The organism is Alteromonas sp. KUL49, assembly GCF_006538345.1.
Lineage (GTDB): Bacteria > Pseudomonadota > Gammaproteobacteria > Enterobacterales > Alteromonadaceae > Alteromonas.
Genome location: NZ_BJKL01000006.1, coordinates 168,067 through 184,575, shown reverse-complemented (window position 1 = coordinate 184,575; position 16,509 = coordinate 168,067). Strand labels below are relative to the sequence as shown.

General features: G+C 45.5%; 14 protein-coding genes and 1 pseudogene. 6 read left to right on the top strand and 9 right to left on the bottom strand.

The window, feature by feature from the left end; genetic code table 11:
- Positions 1-46: 46 nt before the first annotated feature.
- From EYS00_RS12240 to mpl, 3 genes and pseudogenes are all read right to left on the bottom strand, one after another.
- Positions 47-856 (bottom strand): S1/P1 nuclease, encoded by an 810-nt coding sequence (locus EYS00_RS12240; RefSeq protein WP_130636959.1) that lies wholly within the window; start codon positions 854-856, stop codon positions 47-49.
- Positions 856-1,491, bottom strand: a complete 636-nt coding sequence (locus tag EYS00_RS12235) for a flavin prenyltransferase UbiX (RefSeq protein ID WP_130636957.1) — start codon at positions 1,489-1,491, stop codon at positions 856-858. Before EYS00_RS12235 ends, EYS00_RS12240 begins: the two co-directional genes overlap by 1 nt.
- Positions 1,492-2,846 (bottom strand): annotated as a pseudogene (gene mpl, locus EYS00_RS12230) (UDP-N-acetylmuramate:L-alanyl-gamma-D-glutamyl-meso-diaminopimelate ligase).
- Between the two features lie 292 nt (positions 2,847-3,138).
- Between mpl and EYS00_RS12225 the strand changes: the two are divergent.
- The 3 genes from EYS00_RS12225 (at position 3,139) to EYS00_RS12215 (ending at position 5,390) form a co-directional block, all read left to right on the top strand.
- Positions 3,139-4,110, top strand: coding sequence for a class 1 fructose-bisphosphatase (locus tag EYS00_RS12225; protein WP_130636955.1), 972 nt, complete (start codon positions 3,139-3,141; stop codon positions 4,108-4,110).
- A gap of 126 nt (positions 4,111-4,236) precedes the next feature.
- Positions 4,237-4,767 carry an inorganic diphosphatase gene (ppa, locus tag EYS00_RS12220; protein ID WP_130636953.1) on the top strand — a complete coding sequence of 177 codons (531 nt, stop codon included), beginning with the start codon at positions 4,237-4,239 and terminating at the stop codon, positions 4,765-4,767.
- A gap of 206 nt (positions 4,768-4,973) precedes the next feature.
- On the top strand, positions 4,974-5,390 hold the full coding sequence (locus EYS00_RS12215; RefSeq protein ID WP_373995570.1) for a DUF3299 domain-containing protein: 417 nt from the start codon (positions 4,974-4,976) through the stop codon (positions 5,388-5,390).
- Between the two features lie 43 nt (positions 5,391-5,433).
- Here the strand turns inward: EYS00_RS12215 and EYS00_RS12210 are convergent, their stop codons facing one another.
- From EYS00_RS12210 to uvrA, 3 genes are read right to left on the bottom strand one after another with little or no spacing between them, the layout of a single operon-like run.
- Positions 5,434-6,141 carry a 2OG-Fe(II) oxygenase gene (locus EYS00_RS12210; protein WP_130636948.1) on the bottom strand — a complete coding sequence of 236 codons (708 nt, stop codon included), beginning with the start codon at positions 6,139-6,141 and terminating at the stop codon, positions 5,434-5,436.
- Positions 6,134-6,547 carry a thioesterase family protein gene (locus EYS00_RS12205; RefSeq protein ID WP_181412800.1) on the bottom strand — a complete coding sequence of 138 codons (414 nt, stop codon included), beginning with the start codon at positions 6,545-6,547 and terminating at the stop codon, positions 6,134-6,136. Before EYS00_RS12205 ends, EYS00_RS12210 begins: the two co-directional genes overlap by 8 nt.
- Positions 6,548-6,557: 10 nt before the next feature.
- On the bottom strand, positions 6,558-9,389 hold the full coding sequence (uvrA, locus tag EYS00_RS12200; protein ID WP_130636946.1) for an excinuclease ABC subunit UvrA: 2,832 nt from the start codon (positions 9,387-9,389) through the stop codon (positions 6,558-6,560).
- A gap of 106 nt (positions 9,390-9,495) precedes the next feature.
- Between uvrA and EYS00_RS12195 the strand changes: the two genes are divergently transcribed.
- Both EYS00_RS12195 and EYS00_RS12190 read left to right on the top strand, forming a co-directional pair.
- Positions 9,496-10,836 (top strand): MFS transporter, encoded by a 1,341-nt coding sequence (locus tag EYS00_RS12195; RefSeq protein WP_130636944.1) that lies wholly within the window; start codon positions 9,496-9,498, stop codon positions 10,834-10,836.
- Between the two features lie 36 nt (positions 10,837-10,872).
- Positions 10,873-11,460, top strand: a complete 588-nt coding sequence (locus EYS00_RS12190) for a beta-phosphoglucomutase family hydrolase (RefSeq protein ID WP_130636942.1) — start codon at positions 10,873-10,875, stop codon at positions 11,458-11,460.
- A 22-nt stretch (positions 11,461-11,482) separates the two neighbouring features.
- Here the strand turns inward: EYS00_RS12190 and EYS00_RS12185 are convergent, their stop codons facing one another.
- The 3 genes from EYS00_RS12185 to EYS00_RS12175 all read right to left on the bottom strand — a co-directional run bounded on the left by EYS00_RS12185 (position 11,483) and on the right by EYS00_RS12175 (position 15,195).
- Positions 11,483-12,061, bottom strand: a complete 579-nt coding sequence (locus EYS00_RS12185) for a hypothetical protein (RefSeq protein WP_130636940.1) — start codon at positions 12,059-12,061, stop codon at positions 11,483-11,485.
- Between the two features lie 17 nt (positions 12,062-12,078).
- The gene (locus EYS00_RS12180; RefSeq protein WP_130636938.1) at positions 12,079-13,812 is read right to left on the bottom strand and encodes a diguanylate cyclase; all 1,734 of its coding nucleotides are present in this window, start codon (positions 13,810-13,812) and stop codon (positions 12,079-12,081) included.
- A gap of 381 nt (positions 13,813-14,193) precedes the next feature.
- Positions 14,194-15,195: a LacI family DNA-binding transcriptional regulator gene (locus tag EYS00_RS12175; protein ID WP_130636935.1), complete on the bottom strand. Its 1,002-nt coding sequence runs from the start codon at positions 15,193-15,195 to the stop codon at positions 14,194-14,196.
- 215 nt (positions 15,196-15,410) lie between these two features.
- Here EYS00_RS12175 and EYS00_RS12170 point away from each other — a divergent pair, with 215 nt between their 5' ends.
- Positions 15,411-16,433 carry an aldose epimerase family protein gene (locus EYS00_RS12170; protein ID WP_130636933.1) on the top strand — a complete coding sequence of 341 codons (1,023 nt, stop codon included), beginning with the start codon at positions 15,411-15,413 and terminating at the stop codon, positions 16,431-16,433.
- The last annotated feature ends 76 nt before the right edge of the window (positions 16,434-16,509 follow it).

Below are 16,509 nucleotides of genomic sequence, written 5' to 3'. Positions count from 1 at the left end.
GAAAATGCACGAACGCTGGGGCTGAGCCAGCCCCGGTTACTCTTGCTTATTGGTTAGCTTCTTCGAATACTCGATTCAAGTACAACGCGATACGAATGCCTGCCATCTTAAGACGCTTTTCTGCGGTTGGTAGGTGATCGTATAAGTAGTCGTACGACATTCTGTTAGCATCTTCGGGATAAATGGTGTCACGTATTTCTGTGCTTTCAGTAATCCATACGAGGGGGTCTGTACTGTCCCACGCGCGAATATCTTCAGCAGTAATTGATTTTGTTAGCCAGTTTGTCCATTCGGTGTAGGACAACTGGCGATTGTCGAGCATTTGTGAATCCCATACTCGGTGAAGGTTAGAGTCTTGCCAGAAAAAGCGCACCTTCACGTCGTTACCCCCGCGGTCAGTACCATTACCAGCGTGTAATGGTTGGTGTAAATCGCCGATAATATGCACAATAAAGCGTAGGGCTAATTGCTTATCTTCAACGCTCGCAGAGTCGCTTTTAAGCGTTTCGGTAAATGCAGCCAAAGCCGTTACTGCATCACCTTCCTTTGGTGCACCTACCTCATGATAATGTTTCCCTTCAGGTACCGATACGTAGTGCCATGGCGATGCCGTTTTTTGCCAAAATTCAGAGGGGTTAGATCGCATTTCATCAGCATAGGTAGATGCTCGAGCCAATGAACGGCTGGGCAGAAGATCCATTAATGCAGCATGGCTTAGAGGGCTCAAGTACTGTTGTGCAATAGCACCAGTTACACGGTGGCCGGTTTGTCCCCACGCCCATACTGGCGATGCAACAAGCGTACTTAGCGCTGCACCCAATAATAACTTTATAGTGTTCTGTCGAATCCGAAACATTATTGACTCTCTTTGTGTTTACTTGTTTGGTATCCCCAACGGGCCACGTGGCTTTGTTCAACGCCCAAATGGTCTAGTACCCTTGCAATAACAAAATCTACAAGGTCTTGAACGCTCTCAGGATTGTGATAAAAACCCGGTGATGCAGGCATTATAGTGGCACCAATTTGTGACAGCTTAAGCATGTTTTCTAAATGTATAGACGACAATGGCATCTCGCGAGTGACAAGAATGAGTTGTCCTCGTTCTTTAATGACCACATCTGCGGCACGCTCAATGAGGTTATCACTGGCACCTACGGCAATCGCAGAAAGCGTCCCTGTAGAGCAGGGGCAGACCACCATTTTCGATGGGGCTGCTGAACCAGACGCCACAGGAGAAAACCACTCGTCTTTGCCAAACACCTTAATCTGCTCGGGCTTAGCGTTACAACGTTCGGTAAAAAATGCTGCAGCATCAGAGGGTCTTGCGGGAATTTTTAAGTTTTCCTCAGTGGCAAATACCACTTTTGCCGCGGACGATATCAATACGTAGATTTGGTAATCTGCATTAACTAATGACTGCATCAACGTCAGTGCATAGGGAGCGCCAGACGCCCCTGTGATGGCCAGTGTTACTTGTTTGTCATGCTTCATTTAGCCTTTGTCCTCGGCAAGTGCATCTAAAATACGTTGATGGATACCTTCGAAACCACCATTACTCATGACTAATATGTGATCTTGAGGTTGCGCGATCACCTTTAGTTGCTGAACGATGTCCTCTACCTTGTTATAGCAGCTTGTGGGTACTTTACTGCCTTTTGCGGCCTCTTCCAGTGACCAATCCATGCCCGGCGGTTCATACAGGTATACTTGATCCGCGTTTTGCCAAGACTGAGCAAGACTGTGTTGGTGAACACCCATCTTCATTGTGTTTGAACGGGGTTCTAGCACGGCGAGAATACGCTGATTACCTACACGGTTTCTGAGGCCTTTTAGGGTAGTTTCAATGGCCGTGGGGTGGTGGGCAAAGTCGTCATAAACCGTGATGCCGCCAACGTTTCCTTGGTTTCCATACGACGTTTAACATTTTTAAACGAACTCAATGCTGCTATAGCGTCGCTAAGCGTTACACCTGCATGGTGCGCGGCAGCAATAGCCATAAGTCCGTTATTGATATTGTGTTCTCCAATTAATGACCAGTGCACAGTACCCACAGCTTCACCCTTGTGAATCACTTCAAAAACGCTGCCATCCGCCTCAATACGCTTGGCTGTCCAGTCAACCCCCAGAGTTTGGCATTCGCTCCAGCAGCCTTTTTCCAGGGTTTCCACAATGGCTTGTTCTTGTTCAGGATAAAGAATAAGGCCAGTTTGCGGCACCATTCTCACCAAATGGTGAAACTGGGTTTGAATGGCCTCAAGATTGGCAAAAATATCCGCGTGATCAAATTCTAAATTGTTGATAACAAGTGTCTTTGGTCGGTAGTGAACAAATTTAGAACGCTTGTCAAAAAACGCACTGTCGTATTCATCGGCCTCGATAACAAAGAAGGGACTTTTTCCGATACGGGCTGATACACCAAAGTTTTCAGGTACACCGCCAATCAAAAAGCCGGGATTAAGCCCCGCAAACTCAAGTATCCACGCCACCATACTACTGGTAGTTGTTTTGCCATGAGTGCCTGATAGACCAATCACCCAGCGATCTTTTAATAGATTATCTAACAACCATTGAGGGCCGCTTGTATAAGGCAAGTTGCGGTTCAGTACATACTCAACTGCAGGGTTGCCTCGTGACATTGCATTGCCAATCACGACCATATCTGGCGCTGGGTCAAACTGAGCCGAATCGTAACCTTGGGTGAGAGCAATACCTAAGTTTTCCAACTGTGTACTCATGGGAGGGTAAACATTGGTATCTGAACCTGTCACCTTGTGACCTAGGGATTTTGCAATAGCTGCAATACCACCCATAAAACTGCCACAAATACCCAGTATATGTATGTGCATGTATCTATCTCGTTATTTTTACCGCGATTTGCGCCTACTTTAACAGAAGCTGAGGACGGCGCGAATAGGCTGGTATGTTGTGTGTGAGATTGGTTTCACTTAGTGCAAAAGGCGGTTACAATCACTAGGTGAGTGCAAAGTTGCTCACGCAATCAGTCAAAAGTGGTCAACCTTTGTGATTGTATACAAACTTTTCCTACACGGTTTGTATTGTTGGTTTCGCAAAGAGGTAAGGAAATACTGACGCTTGATTGGTTGTTACCCTACACCCACAAAAAGGCTTAACCACACGATGAAACGTTTAAATTCACAACTGCAGAACGACGGTGCCCCGTTAGAACTCATCCTTCTTATTCGTACACTTTTAGCAGGCTGTAAAGAAATATCTTTCCGCGTCAGTCAGGGCGCATTGGCCGGCGTACTTGGTTCGACCCTGTCTGAAAACGTACAAGGCGAAACACAGAAAAAGCTAGATGTTATCTCAAACCAAATCCTTAAAGATATTTTAAGTGAATCTGGTTACGTTAAAGCTATCTCTTCAGAAGAAGAGGATGACGTAGTGGGTTGTAACCCTGACGGTAACTACCTAGTGAGCTTTGACCCACTTGATGGATCATCTAATACCGAAATTAACAGCCTGATCGGTACTATTTTCTCGATTACACATGCACCTCAGTGGATGGAGCCAAACGATCCTTCTGCATTTTTGCAACCGGGTACGCAAATGGTTGCGGCGGGTTACGTATTGTACGGGCCATCTACTATGCTTGCGCTAACGACAGGCCGTGGTACTCACATTTATACCTTGGATAAAACCCACGGTGGTTTCCTTTTAACCCATCCCAATGTAAAAGTGCCCGAGCAAACCAAAGAGTTCTCAATTAACGCGTCAAATCAGCGCCATTGGGAACCGTCGATGCAAAGCTACATCAATGACCTTCTAGCAGGTGAAGAGGGTCCTCGTGGTAAAAATTACAACATGCGCTGGGTGGCGGCCATGGTAGGTGATATTCACCGTTTGTTATGTCGTGGTGGTATTTTCATGTATCCCTACGATAAACGCGACCCTGCAAAGCCAGGTAAACTTCGCCTACTTTATGAAGCAAACCCAATGGCGTTCCTTATGGAGCAAGCAGGTGGTTTAGCTGATACCGGTGATGGACGTATTCTTGAAGTTATGCCAACAGAAATACATCAGCGCGTGCCAGTGCTAATAGGTTCAAAAGAAGAAGTTGAAACCTGTTTGAGCTACAAAAGTAAATAATTAGGCGCGATACGCGCGGTTTTTGACGATGTTTTGTACGACATATGTCGTAAAGCGTTTTTATTTTGCTGCGCTCGCCGTATACTTACGGCCAACTGAATTAGTTATTATTGAAAGGACATTAGAATGAGCTTGAATGCTGTTCCTGCAGGCAAAAACCTGCCAGAAGAAGTAAATGTAATCATTGAAATTCCTGCCCACGCAGACCCAGTGAAATACGAAGTAGACAAAGACTCGGGTGCTATTTTTGTTGACCGTTTCATGGCAACTTGTATGCACTACCCAACTAACTATGGTTATGTGCCAAATACACTGTCTGAAGACGGTGACCCAGTCGACGTATTAGTAATCACTCCGTTCCCACTTCTTGCTGGCTCTGTTATTCGCTGTCGCCCAGTTGGCGTTTTAAACATGACTGACGAATCTGGTAAAGACGCGAAGGTGCTTGCGGTTCCAGTAGACAAGCTTTCAACAATTTACCGTGGCGTTAAAGAAATCTCTGACGTTGAGCCTTTGCTACTTAAGCAAATCGAGCACTTCTTTGAGCACTACAAAGATCTTGAGCCAGGTAAATGGGTTAAGGTAGATGGCTGGGCAGACGCTGCCGCAGCGAAAGAAGAAATTACTGCAAGTGTTGCACGCTACGAAGCAGAGTAATTTTTACTCTCATGTGTATAGTAAGGGAAGGTAGCGTTTTACGGTAACTAACCCTTACACAGCACTTCAACGTATTAAAGGGTTCGTAGTCGCGAACCCTTTTTAGTTGGTGCGTTGCAGATAGGTTTTATAGATTCATGCAAAGAATAAAAAATAGTATTACGACAGGCTTTTTAGCATTTTTCTTGTTTTTCCATACTGGCGTTATGAGTGACGACGCTGCTGTTGAAGTGTATTGGGAAGATCTCGTTCCAGAGGGTTTCAATGAACTTACCGCTCCCCTCATGCAACACGACAGTCAAATGACGCAACTTCAACCCAATGCGCCTGTGGTTGAAAAGTATGACGGTATGCGAGTAAAAGTACCGGGGTTTGTTGTACCGCTAGAAGGTGATGCAGATAAAATTACGGAATTTCTATTGGTACCCTTTTTTGGGGCTTGTGTTCACGTACCCCCTCCACCTTCTAATCAAATTGTGCATGTGACTTTTGAAGAGGGAATCTCCATAGATAATCTTTATGATGCGATTTGGGTAACCGGTGAAATGTCTACAGAAGGCTGGAAAGGTGATATAGCGTCAGTTGGATATCGACTTTCGGGCGAGGCTGTTGAGGCGTTTTAAGTTGCCTATACCACCGCTAGTAAAACAAGCGGTGGCGAGAGCACTAGCGTGCAGGAGGCGGTGAGTAAATACGGTCTGCAGGGTTGAACAACAACCATGACGTGAGAATGTACTTATCGTTACTCACCGTAATATTACCCCTGTGAGTATGGGTAAAATAGGCCGGGGCAATAACCATAGTCCCCGCTTTAGGCTTTACAGACTTATTTTGATAAATAAATTCTGTTTCGCCACCTTCCTCAACATCGTTCAAGTAGAACATAAATAGCAAAATGCGATGCAGCGCGTCATTATGCGGATGTTGAGGATAAACTTCGGAATGCCAATAAGGGTAGCCGCCCTCACCGGCGGTGTAACGCTGCGCGTTTACTTTGCCCAAGCGAAATAGATACTTCATCAACCCGCCTAAATTGGGCTTGCCGACTTCTTCGAAATTGTCGCCAGTGAGTTTTACCGGTTCGCCAGTTTTAGGGTGTTTTACCGTAAGCCCAATTGGGCCTACCAAAGCGTAGTAATATTTCTCGATATACTTGATTAACTGTTCACCGGTATATTTCATGACTGGTGGTATTAAGTCATGAAATTCTGGGTTATGACTGAACTGCACATCAGTGCTGCGCTTTTTGTCCAGATCAACACCACCACCCGTAACACCTTGAGTCATGTTCGGGCTTTGCTCAAATCGCTCGATAATTTTATTGCACAGTTCCGGTGACAGAACATTATCGATAACTTCTATAAAATCAGTCATTATCGATTTCTTTTTTATGTGCTTCTAGTTGCAGCTTCACATCATCTGGAATGGGCGATGAACGCTGGGTTTCGTAGTCAAAGTGAACCATGGTGGTAACCCCTGTGGCACACATGATGTCGTTCTGCCAAAGCTCTTGGTATACGTCGAAAGAACTACTCCCCAAACGACTCACAAAGGACTTAACGGTCACTGGTTTGCCGTAGAAAATCTGCGCCAGAAAATCTACTTTGTAGCTGGCCAAAATAAGTGGCCAGTTTTGTAAATCTAGCGTGGGGTTGAACATGCGAAATACAGGCTCTCTAGCCGCTTCGAACCAGCCTACCAGCGCGGTGTTACTGACGTGGGCAAGTGCGTCTGTTTCGTAAAACCTTACGTCAAAGGTCATTTCCATCGGGGTGCTCATATCGGCTACCTTATTGTTGTTCTAATAATGGCTTTAGGAAGCGTCCAGTATGTGAAATGTCACTTTCAGCGATGGTTTCCGGCGTTCCTTGGGCAATAATTTGGCCGCCACCTGATCCCCCTTCAGGCCCCAAATCTACCAGCCAATCAGCGGTTTTTACCACGTCTAGATTGTGTTCTATGACAACCACGGTATTACCGTGATCTCTTAGTCTGTGAAGTACCGCAAGTAACTGCTTAATGTCGTGGAAATGAAGTCCTGTGGTGGGCTCATCAAGGATATACAGAGTTTGTCCGGTATCCCGTTTAGAAAGCTCTTTTGCTAATTTCACACGTTGCGCTTCACCACCCGACAGGGTAGTAGCAGCTTGACCAAGTCGGATATAGGAGAGTCCAACATCCATCAGCGTTTGCAGTTTTCTGGCAATGGAAGGAATGGGATCGAAGAATTGTCGAGCGTCTTCTACCGTCATTTCCAATACTTCGTGAATGCTTTTGTCCTTGTATTTTACCTCTAGGGTTTCTCGGTTGTAACGCTTACCGTGACACACATCACAAGGTACGTAAACGTCGGGTAAGAAGTGCATTTCAACTTTGATTACACCGTCACCCTGACAGGCTTCACAACGTCCGCCTTTAACGTTAAAGCTAAAACGGCCTGGCTTATAGCCTCTAGAGCGGGCTTCTTGAGTGCCAGCAAAGAGTTCGCGAATTGGCGTGAAAATACCTGCATACGTTGCAGGGTTAGAACGCGGTGTGCGGCCAATAGGGCTTTGGTCTATATCGACGACTTTGTCGAGTTGATCTAGCCCTTGAATATCAGTGTAAGGTGATGGTTCAGCAGTGGTTGCTTTGTTAAGCACTGTATGGGCAATCTTGTAGAGCGTATCATTGATTAGAGTAGATTTTCCCGAACCAGATACGCCAGTAATACACGTCATTAAACCGATGGGAATGTTTAGATCAACATTCTTTAAGTTGTTTCCACTGGCCCCAGTGAGTGACAACCACTTATCATCTTTCAGCGGTGTTCTTTGCGTGGGAACCTCAATTTTTTCTCTGCCGGACAAATACTTTCCAGTGAGTGAATCTTCACTGTTCTTTATATCATCAAGAGAGCCTTGAGCAATTATTTCGCCACCGTGAACGCCCGCGCCTGGGCCAATATCCACAATAAAATCCGCTTCGCGAATAGCGTCTTCATCGTGCTCTACTACGAGTACAGTGTTACCTAAATCCCGTAGGTGAGTCAGTGTTTTGAGTAATCTTTCGTTGTCTCGCTGGTGCAAACCAATGGAGGGTTCATCTAACACGTACATCACGCCCACTAAACCAGCGCCGATTTGGCTGGCGAGTCGAATGCGCTGCGCCTCACCACCTGACAATGTATCCGCACTGCGTGACATAGTGAGATAGTTTAATCCCACGTTGACTAAGAATCGCAGACGATCGAGAATTTCTTTGAGGATCTTCTCCGCTATTTGTGCTTTTTGCCCTTCTAGGTTTAGCGTGTCAAAGAAGGCAAAAGCGTCAGCGATGGACATATCTGTGACTGTTGGCAGCGGCGTATCGGCAATGAATACGTTGCGAGCTTCTACTCTCAATCGCGTGCCATTACAACTGTTACAAGGCTGCTGACTCAAGAACTTGGCAAGCTCTTCACGCACTGCGTTGGATTCAGTTTCGCGATAGCGACGCTCCATGTTCGGAATGATGCCTTCAAAGGGGTGCTTGCGCTCCATCACATCACCACGTTCATTGATGTATTTAAACGACAGTGATTTACCTTTTGAACCATAGAGCACAATGTCTTTATGTTTATCGTCTAACTCTTGATATGGGACTGTGAGGTCAAAACCATAATGCTCGCCAACGGCTTGGAGCATTTGATAATAGTAGTAGCTGCGCTTGTCCCATCCGCGAATGGCACCGCCAGACAAACTCAGTTCATCATTTGTGACGACTCTTGCCGGATCAAAGAATTGGCGTGTACCTAATCCATCACACGTTGGACAAGCTCCCGCTGGGTTATTAAATGAGAACAAACGAGGCTCGAGTTCACTTAAGCTATAGCCACAGTGAGGGCAGGCAAAGTTTGCAGAGAATACGATTTCTTCGGCGTCGGGGTTGTCCATATCGGCAATCACCGCGTTTCCACCGGCTAGCTCTAGGGCTGTTTCGAAGGATTCTGAAAGTCGTAACGCTAGGTCTTCTCGTACTTTGAATCGGTCGACTACTACCTCGATGGTATGCTTTTTATGTAAGTCTAATTCAGGCGGATCGGACAAATCACACACTTCACCGTCAATGCGAGCACGAATGTAACCTTGCGCCGATAAGTTCTGCAGGGTTTTAATATGCTCGCCCTTTCTGGCTTTCACAATAGGCGCCAACAGCATGAGCTTGCTGCCTTCTGGGAGTGAAAGCACCTTGTCGACCATTTGGCTTACGGTTTGCGCATCGAGAGGAACATCATGGTCAGGGCATTTTGGTGTGCCGACACGAGCGTACATCAAACGCAAATAATCATAGATCTCAGTAATGGTTCCCACCGTAGAACGAGGGTTATGAGAAGTAGATTTTTGCTCAATAGAAATCGCTGGAGAGAGGCCTTCGATGTGATCCACATCTGGCTTTTCCATCATGGAAAGAAACTGGCGCGCGTATGCAGATAGTGATTCGACGTAACGTCGTTGACCTTCGGCATAAAGTGTATCGAAAGCTAATGAAGATTTTCCGGAGCCTGAGAGGCCGGTAATCACCACCAGTTTATCTCGTGGTAGTGTTAAATCGATATTTTTAAGATTGTGGGTGCGAGCCCCGCGTACTTCGATTTTGTCCATTGATACTCAAGTGCGAAAAAAAGAATCAGTATGCCATAGTCGACAACGAAATTGACATTAATTGTGCTACACTTCGCCGCCATATTAGCCAAGAGGATATAAAGGTTTGAACGCTCTGGAATTACGCACATCGCTGGCATTAGCTTTGGTTTACGTTTTGCGTATGTTGGGTTTGTTTATGGTAATGCCAGTTATTGCTATAGCAGCCATGGATTATCCAGATTACTCGCCTTTGTATGTTGGACTCGCGGTTGGCGGTTACGGGTTAACCCAAGCTGCACTGCAAATACCCATGGGTATGTTGTCTGATAAATGGGGACGAAAGCCCGTTATCTTGCTAGGTCTAGCAGTATTTGCGCTAGGAAGCTTCATTGCAGCAATGAGCGATACCATGCTGGGAATGATCGTCGGCCGCGTTCTTCAGGGAGCGGGGGCTATTGCTGGTGCAATTATGGCGCTAGCCACCGACGTTAGTCGAGAGTCGCAGCGTGCCAAGGTGCTCGCAGTGATAGGTATCGCTATTGGTTTTTCATTTTACCTTGCCGTTTTGCTTGGCCCATTAATCGCTAATGCGTGGGGGATGGCGGGGATTTTTGGTGTTACCGGTTTATTGGCACTCTTGTGTATGCCTCTGATTGTTTGGGTTGTACCGCAAACCAGCATTGTGAGTAGCGGTGATACCTTGCCTCAGAAAGGTCAGCTATCGACGCTGTTTTTCTCATCCCAACTATGGCGACTCAATGTGAGTGTGCTGTTGCTTCACATGTTGATTACCCTACTGTTCACGCAGCTCCCTCTGACGCTGCTAAAGTTTGATTTAGCGTTGGAAGAACACTGGAGCCTTTACTTGCCAGTATTAGGCGCGTCGATAGTGGGGTTGGTAATAATGATGGGAATGGCGAGAGGGCGCACACCTAAGTCATATCTTGTTACCGCCGTTGTCATGCTCGCCGTTGCTCTTGGTGGTTTAAGTGGATTAGACCAGCGCTGGTGGTTGGTCTTAAGTGCGTGTATTTTGTTTTTCGTCGGCTTTAACTATTTAGAAGCAAACTTTCCTGCACTAGTATCAAGTATTGCCCCGGCAGGTCAAAAAGGCACTGCTATGGGGATTTACGCGAGTTTCCAATTCTTTGGCGCGTTTCTGGGGGGGATGCTTTCGGGTGTAATCACAGAATTGGCCTCCCCCGAAATGGTTTACGCTATTGGGGCGGGTATCGCACTATTGTGGTTACTCTTGTTGTTGGGTTTGAATGAAGTCAGCAGAATACAGCGAGTAACACTGGCGATTAACAGCGGTGCGGCTAACCCCCATATTATCGATACCTTGATGGGGCAACCTGGCGTCGAAGAAGTGACGTTAAACAGTAATCATGACGCGGTATACTTAAAAGTAACTCGTGATTTCAATATGACAACCGCTCGTCAAGTGGTTGATTCGTCAAACTAATATCATTTTAAGCTGTGAATGGACAGGGAGTGACTGATGATCGATTTATCTAAATTCAACGGCATTATCTTTGATATGGACGGGACTCTCGTTGATTCTATGAGCGCACATATTAGTGCGTGGGAAATTACCTGCGAGGAATTTGGTTACCCTTTCGACAGTGATTACCACTACAGCCTTGGCGGTGTTCCCACAGTGAATACGGTTGGATTGCTTAATGAAAAGCATGGTAAAACTCATGACACTGCAGAAGTGGCGGCGTTTAAAAAAGCACAATACGAGCGGCTAGCCCATACGCCAGATTTGATCGAAGACACTTTATTGGTATTTCAGCACTATCTTGGCAAACTACCAATGTCTGTGGGTACTGGGTCGGATAGAGCACATGCTGACCATGTTTTGAGTCACCACGGACTCCATCATCAGCTTAACGCTATTGTCACTGCTGATGATGTGAGTAACGGTAAACCTCACCCTGAAACCTTTCTCAAAGCTGCTGAGCTAATGGGCATTCCTGCCAATGAGTGTGTAGTTTTTGAAGATACTAATATTGGGCGAGAAGCCGCTGAGCGCGCGGGGATGCAATGTATCATGGTGATCAACGGTAAAGTGCAATCAATTTAGTGAAGCTTAATTGCACACTGAGTTAATTACACTGGTGTGCGTAAGAGGTTTTAATACGTCTTACCGCCTGATGCATAGCCTGCTTTAAGGCAACTTCTACATTGTTTGATGTGTCCGGCGTATAAACAGTTACACTCTGTCCTCTAAAACTTTGTAATTCAGTAAAAGTGTCTGCGGGTGTTTGGCGATGTTGCACATCCAAAACAACGTTGGTGGTTAGCGTTTTGCCTATAGCGTTGACAAATATCTTCGATAAGTAAACATTCACCTCACCGCCAGCAGAATCAGTTGCGCCTACATGAAGCTTATTCAGCGTGCTCTCAAGCCATGCATTCACGTTTTCTGGTGCGATGGAATGTCCATTTACAGTAAACAGCTTGTTTTGACGTGTGTCAGCGATTTCATTCAAAGACAGCGTACATTTTTCAGCTTCCGCCATTTTTGACTCGTACGCCTTCCTTGTCGACTCTGGAATTAGCGTCGACTCCAGAGTTTCGGGAGGTGTGACTTCACACCCCACTAATCCAATATTTACCATAGCGATTAAGGCTAAATTACGAAGGTTCTTTTCCAAATATGTTTTTTGAAACCTGCTTTCCATGTGGGTTTTCCGTGTTATTACGCCATGCTTGGTACGAGTAAATATTGGCTACAAATTTGGTTGCCGCCGCTAATTTTCGCATCGTACATAGCTATATCTGCCTGATTAATAATACTTTCGATGCTAACCATCGATAAAGGTTCACCGTTGTATGACATTCCATTACTACCAGACACACCAACGCTAATGGTGACTGATAGCTGAATACCTCTGAACTCAGTGATCAAACTTTCTATGCGTGCTCTAAGACTCTCTGCTTCTCTCTCAGCTTCGTGTTGGGATACACCCGAGAGATACACAATAAATTCTTCTCCGCCCCATCGGGCATAAATGTGACGGTCGCCCCGCTTGTGCGATGATATGCACTTAGCGACACTTTCCAACACTGCATCACCACCAGCGTGACCATAGGTATCATTAATACTCTTAAACTTGTCAATATCAATAAGCAGTATCGCTATGTCTCTATGTTCATGAATGTCTTTATCAAAAACAAGGTCGCAGCGTTGGCGAAACCCTCTGCGATTGAACAACTGCGTAAGTTCGTCTGTTTGGGCAACGTGTTCCGCTATTAATTTATCTTGCTGTGCACTTCGGAAGCGTTGCGCGAGCAGTACAGCAAGCACCACGGCTTCGAACGCCATTCCCACCTCGATTAGCTTAAAGGTAACGTCATTTAACGGGAAAATACCTGCTACGGCACCAGTGCTTATGGCAATACAAATAGCCGCTGTAACCGATGACACCAAGAATAACTTGGCAGAGTCTACTCTCGCTTTAAGCGCGCGAATGCCCAAAATAATGAATAAAACAGCGAAGCTGGTGTTCAGTAAAAACGCCAATATCATGGATAGGAACAAAGAATTGATTACTGCACCTATGACCATACCTGCTGGAATTATAGTCGCAAAACCAAGGGTTACCTTGTCGAGGGTTGGCGCATAGTGTTGGGTGTTAAGTACTTTTCTGGCAAATAATAATCCCACCACGGAATAGGTAATCATCAAGAAGATATCTACCCAGTCTTGAAAATAGGGCCCAAAATCTGGCGTAAAAACAGCATGTATCTGTCCCGTATAAGACAAGCTATTCGCTATAAACCCGATCAAGTAAAGGGAATACAAGCCAAACTCTGCTTGCTTGATATTGATAAACAAAATGAAGTTATATAACGCCAGAGCCAGCATAATGCCGTAAAGCACTCCGTATTCATATCCTGCGCGAATGTCTCGGGTCTGGGCCAATGCTGTGCGCGACAAATGTATAGGAATCGCCATAGGGCCAGCCGAATCAATACGGATGAAAACATCGGTTTGCCCGGGGGCATAACTGTAGTCAAAGCTATAGTATCTGTGCGCCATTGGTCGCTGGTCAAACGGGTAGCCATCGCCGCCAGCAATATGGGCGACGAGTTCTCCGTTGTGAACCAAGTATGTGTCGATGTAATCGAGCCACGGAGTCTCTACTGACATGCGATAATCTATGGGGGTTTCAGTATTATTGACCAGCGTTGCTTTTAACCACACGGGCGCAACACCAATACCTAGCGACAGAGACTGACCCGCGCTGCGGAATGTAGAACGACTATTAAATGTACGCTGTGCTTGTTGCCACGTTAGTGGGGTATCGTCCTCTTGGAAATAGTTGAGGTGATAACCAATCGCACCCTGTTGCCAATTTTGTAAATCGACATTGCCCTGTGCCTTGAATGTTCCAAACAACAAACTCAGTAGGATGAATACTCTTACCATGCTGCTTACTCAAGTTATGCTGGGCGAGACTATACACTAAAGGGGATTGGGAATACAAAATCACAAGGGATTAATTGAAATACGCCTAATTATAACTAGTGCTATTACAATGAGGATTTTGTCCTAAGCCTGTGGATAAAATGTGGATCAACTTGTTGGTAATTGTGTAACAGGTGTTACAGTTCTGAAAGTTTCGATCCCAAGAGGCGATTTTGAGATCTAAATAAGTATTTTATTAATAGGGAGTTACGTGTTTTTAGACGTAATTGATCTAGCGTGATCATGTAATGTACTAAGATCACGAATAATCTCGCTCTGGGGATAAGTTATTGCGAATAACTTGACCAATCTGTAAAAACGAAATTGGGAAAGCGCAATGTGTTATATCCGTGTGAGAGAATCACGTTTTACGACTGTTGGTGTGTATTTGAACGTCAATCCTTCTTCAGGCTTGTGTCCTGAAGCGTATTTGAGGGCGAGTTCGGCGGCTTTTGCTGCCATCATCTCAATCGGATAACGCAACGTGGTTAATTTGGGGCGACAATACTTAGCTAACAGCACGTCGTCGTAGCCCATGACCGACACTTGATCTGGCACGCCAATATTGTGGTCTTGAAGCATGGTCATAGCGCCAGACGCCATAGCATCGTTGTACGCCAACACAGCAGTAAAGTTGGCGCCTGTTGCAATCAGGTTTTGCATCGCAAGTTCGCCACCTTCTTGATCCGGTGCTGCATACTCTATCATGCTTTCAGGCAGCGCTAGGTTGGCTTGTTGTATGGCAGACTGAATGCCTTCCAATCTGTGATTTGGATCGTCAATACGATATCTACTGCTGATTACAGCGATACTCTTATGACCCTGATTGATCGCATATTCGGCCATAATTCTACCGCCAGTAACATTGTCTAACCACACACAACGGTTGGCTATTTCAGGAATATAGCGGTTAATAAGAACGAAACCCGGAATCTGATTGGCAAAATCGACGAGTGTCTTGTCATCTAGCGCTTTACTGTGCACGACCATGGCTTCAACACGGTGCTCGAGTAAGGTTTCTATGGCGCGCATTTCGGTATCTTTTTCGATAGAGCCAGCACTAAGTAGTATCTGTACTTTCTTTTTTCGCGTTACGCTCTCTACACCGTGGGCCAACATTGCAAAAAATGGGTCGTGTAATTCGGCCAACACAACACCTAGCGAGGCACTTCGCTGGGTAACTAAGGCCCGCGCATTTGCGTTAGGACGGTAGCCCATTTCTTCCATGATAGCTTTCACCCGTTTCCGGGTTTTATCGCCAACTTTGGGTCCGTCGTTGATAACGCGAGACACAGTGGCAAGTGAAACACCTGCTGCTAGAGCAATATCTTTTATTGTGGCCATTACTTAAATTTTTTTCGTTATTGTTATTGGTAGACGCTTAACGCACAGTCGCGTTGAGAGAACAGGGTACCTCAGAAGAACAAAATAACATAAAAGTCTTATGTGTTTAAATGTTGTAAAAACCTAGAGAAAACGTATACCCTTTGCGATTATTCGACCTATGAACGAATAATCACTAAAGGCACACCGCTTAAATCGCAGGGATTGGAGGAATTATGCACGTCGACGTTTCTGAATTTGGTCAACTTGAAGGTAACCCTGTTGAGTTGTTCACGTTAAACAATTCAAAAGGGATGCAGGTCGAAATACTGACCTATGGCGGCATCATTCATCAAATTGCAGTACCTGATAGCACAAGTAATAGACACGACTGTGTTCAGTCTTATGACGATATTAATGGCTATGTGGAAGATCCCTCATATCGCGGTGCAATCGTCGGTAGATATGCAAACCGTATCGGTCACGGAAGCTTTTCGTTGAATGGTATTCAATATGACCTAGACCAAAATGGCGGTGACCATAATCTTCACGGTGGATTACCGGGGTTCCATAAAAAGTTGTGGAAAGGCACTGCTATCAACTCTGAGACCGAGGTAGGTGTGGAACTTACGCTTACGAGTGAAGATGGCGAGGGCGGGTTTCCTGGTAACTTAGAAGTAACGGCTAGATATACTTTGTCTGACACGAATACTTTAACCCTTACCATGCAAGCAAAAACCGATGCTCCAACACCTATCAGTATGACTCAACATGCGTACTTTACACTGAGTAAAAGTGATTCGGTTGAGAGTACATCGTTATTTATAAACGCTACCAAAGTCACCGATGCTGACGCTACATTACTTCCCACTGGCAAATTGGTCGATGTAGCCACTACACCTTTCGATTTCACGACAACTACCGTCATTGGAGAGCAGAGCCGAAGTGGTATGCCGCTTTACGATATGGTGGGAGGTTATGACCACAATTACGTATTGAGCCAAGATGATGCAGATTCACCTCAAGCCATAGTCTATGCCTCTGATACTGACATTGAAATGGTGCTTCGTACCAATTTACCCGGTATGCAGTTCTACACGGGCAGTTTGCAGAGTTCCCCTCAACTAGGCGCCTTGTGTCTTGAGCCTCAGCACTTTCCAGATGCGCCTAATCGTCCTGAATTTCCAGACTGTATTGCTACGCCAGAAAAGCCTTTCGAAGCGGTAATTAGCTACCAGTTCTCATTGAAGGGTGAGTAATTGTATTTTTACACTACAATTATTTAACAAATAATTTTCTTTATTGGAGAATTGATAATCTATCGCCCTTGATATA

Excerpts from the sequence above, each read along its gene's own strand:
- EYS00_RS12225 (WP_130636955.1), top strand. The coding sequence starts at position 3,139 with ATGAAACGTTTAAATTCACAACTGCAGAACGACGGTGCCCCGTTAGAA.
- EYS00_RS12215 (WP_373995570.1), top strand. The coding sequence starts at position 4,974 with ATGAGTGACGACGCTGCTGTTGAAGTGTATTGGGAAGATCTCGTTCCA.
- EYS00_RS12210 (WP_130636948.1), bottom strand. The coding sequence starts at position 6,141 with ATGACTGATTTTATAGAAGTTATCGATAATGTTCTGTCACCGGAACTG.
- EYS00_RS12235 (WP_130636957.1), bottom strand. The coding sequence starts at position 1,491 with ATGAAGCATGACAAACAAGTAACACTGGCCATCACAGGGGCGTCTGGC.
- EYS00_RS12185 (WP_130636940.1), bottom strand. The coding sequence starts at position 12,061 with ATGGAAAGCAGGTTTCAAAAAACATATTTGGAAAAGAACCTTCGTAAT.
- EYS00_RS12175 (WP_130636935.1), bottom strand. The coding sequence starts at position 15,195 with ATGGCCACAATAAAAGATATTGCTCTAGCAGCAGGTGTTTCACTTGCC.
- uvrA (WP_130636946.1), bottom strand. The coding sequence starts at position 9,389 with ATGGACAAAATCGAAGTACGCGGGGCTCGCACCCACAATCTTAAAAAT.
- EYS00_RS12190 (WP_130636942.1), top strand. The coding sequence starts at position 10,873 with ATGATCGATTTATCTAAATTCAACGGCATTATCTTTGATATGGACGGG.
- ppa (WP_130636953.1), top strand. The coding sequence starts at position 4,237 with ATGAGCTTGAATGCTGTTCCTGCAGGCAAAAACCTGCCAGAAGAAGTA.
- EYS00_RS12170 (WP_130636933.1), top strand. The coding sequence starts at position 15,411 with ATGCACGTCGACGTTTCTGAATTTGGTCAACTTGAAGGTAACCCTGTT.
- EYS00_RS12205 (WP_181412800.1), bottom strand. The coding sequence starts at position 6,547 with ATGAGCACCCCGATGGAAATGACCTTTGACGTAAGGTTTTACGAAACA.
- EYS00_RS12180 (WP_130636938.1), bottom strand. The coding sequence starts at position 13,812 with ATGGTAAGAGTATTCATCCTACTGAGTTTGTTGTTTGGAACATTCAAG.
- EYS00_RS12240 (WP_130636959.1), bottom strand. The coding sequence starts at position 856 with ATGTTTCGGATTCGACAGAACACTATAAAGTTATTATTGGGTGCAGCG.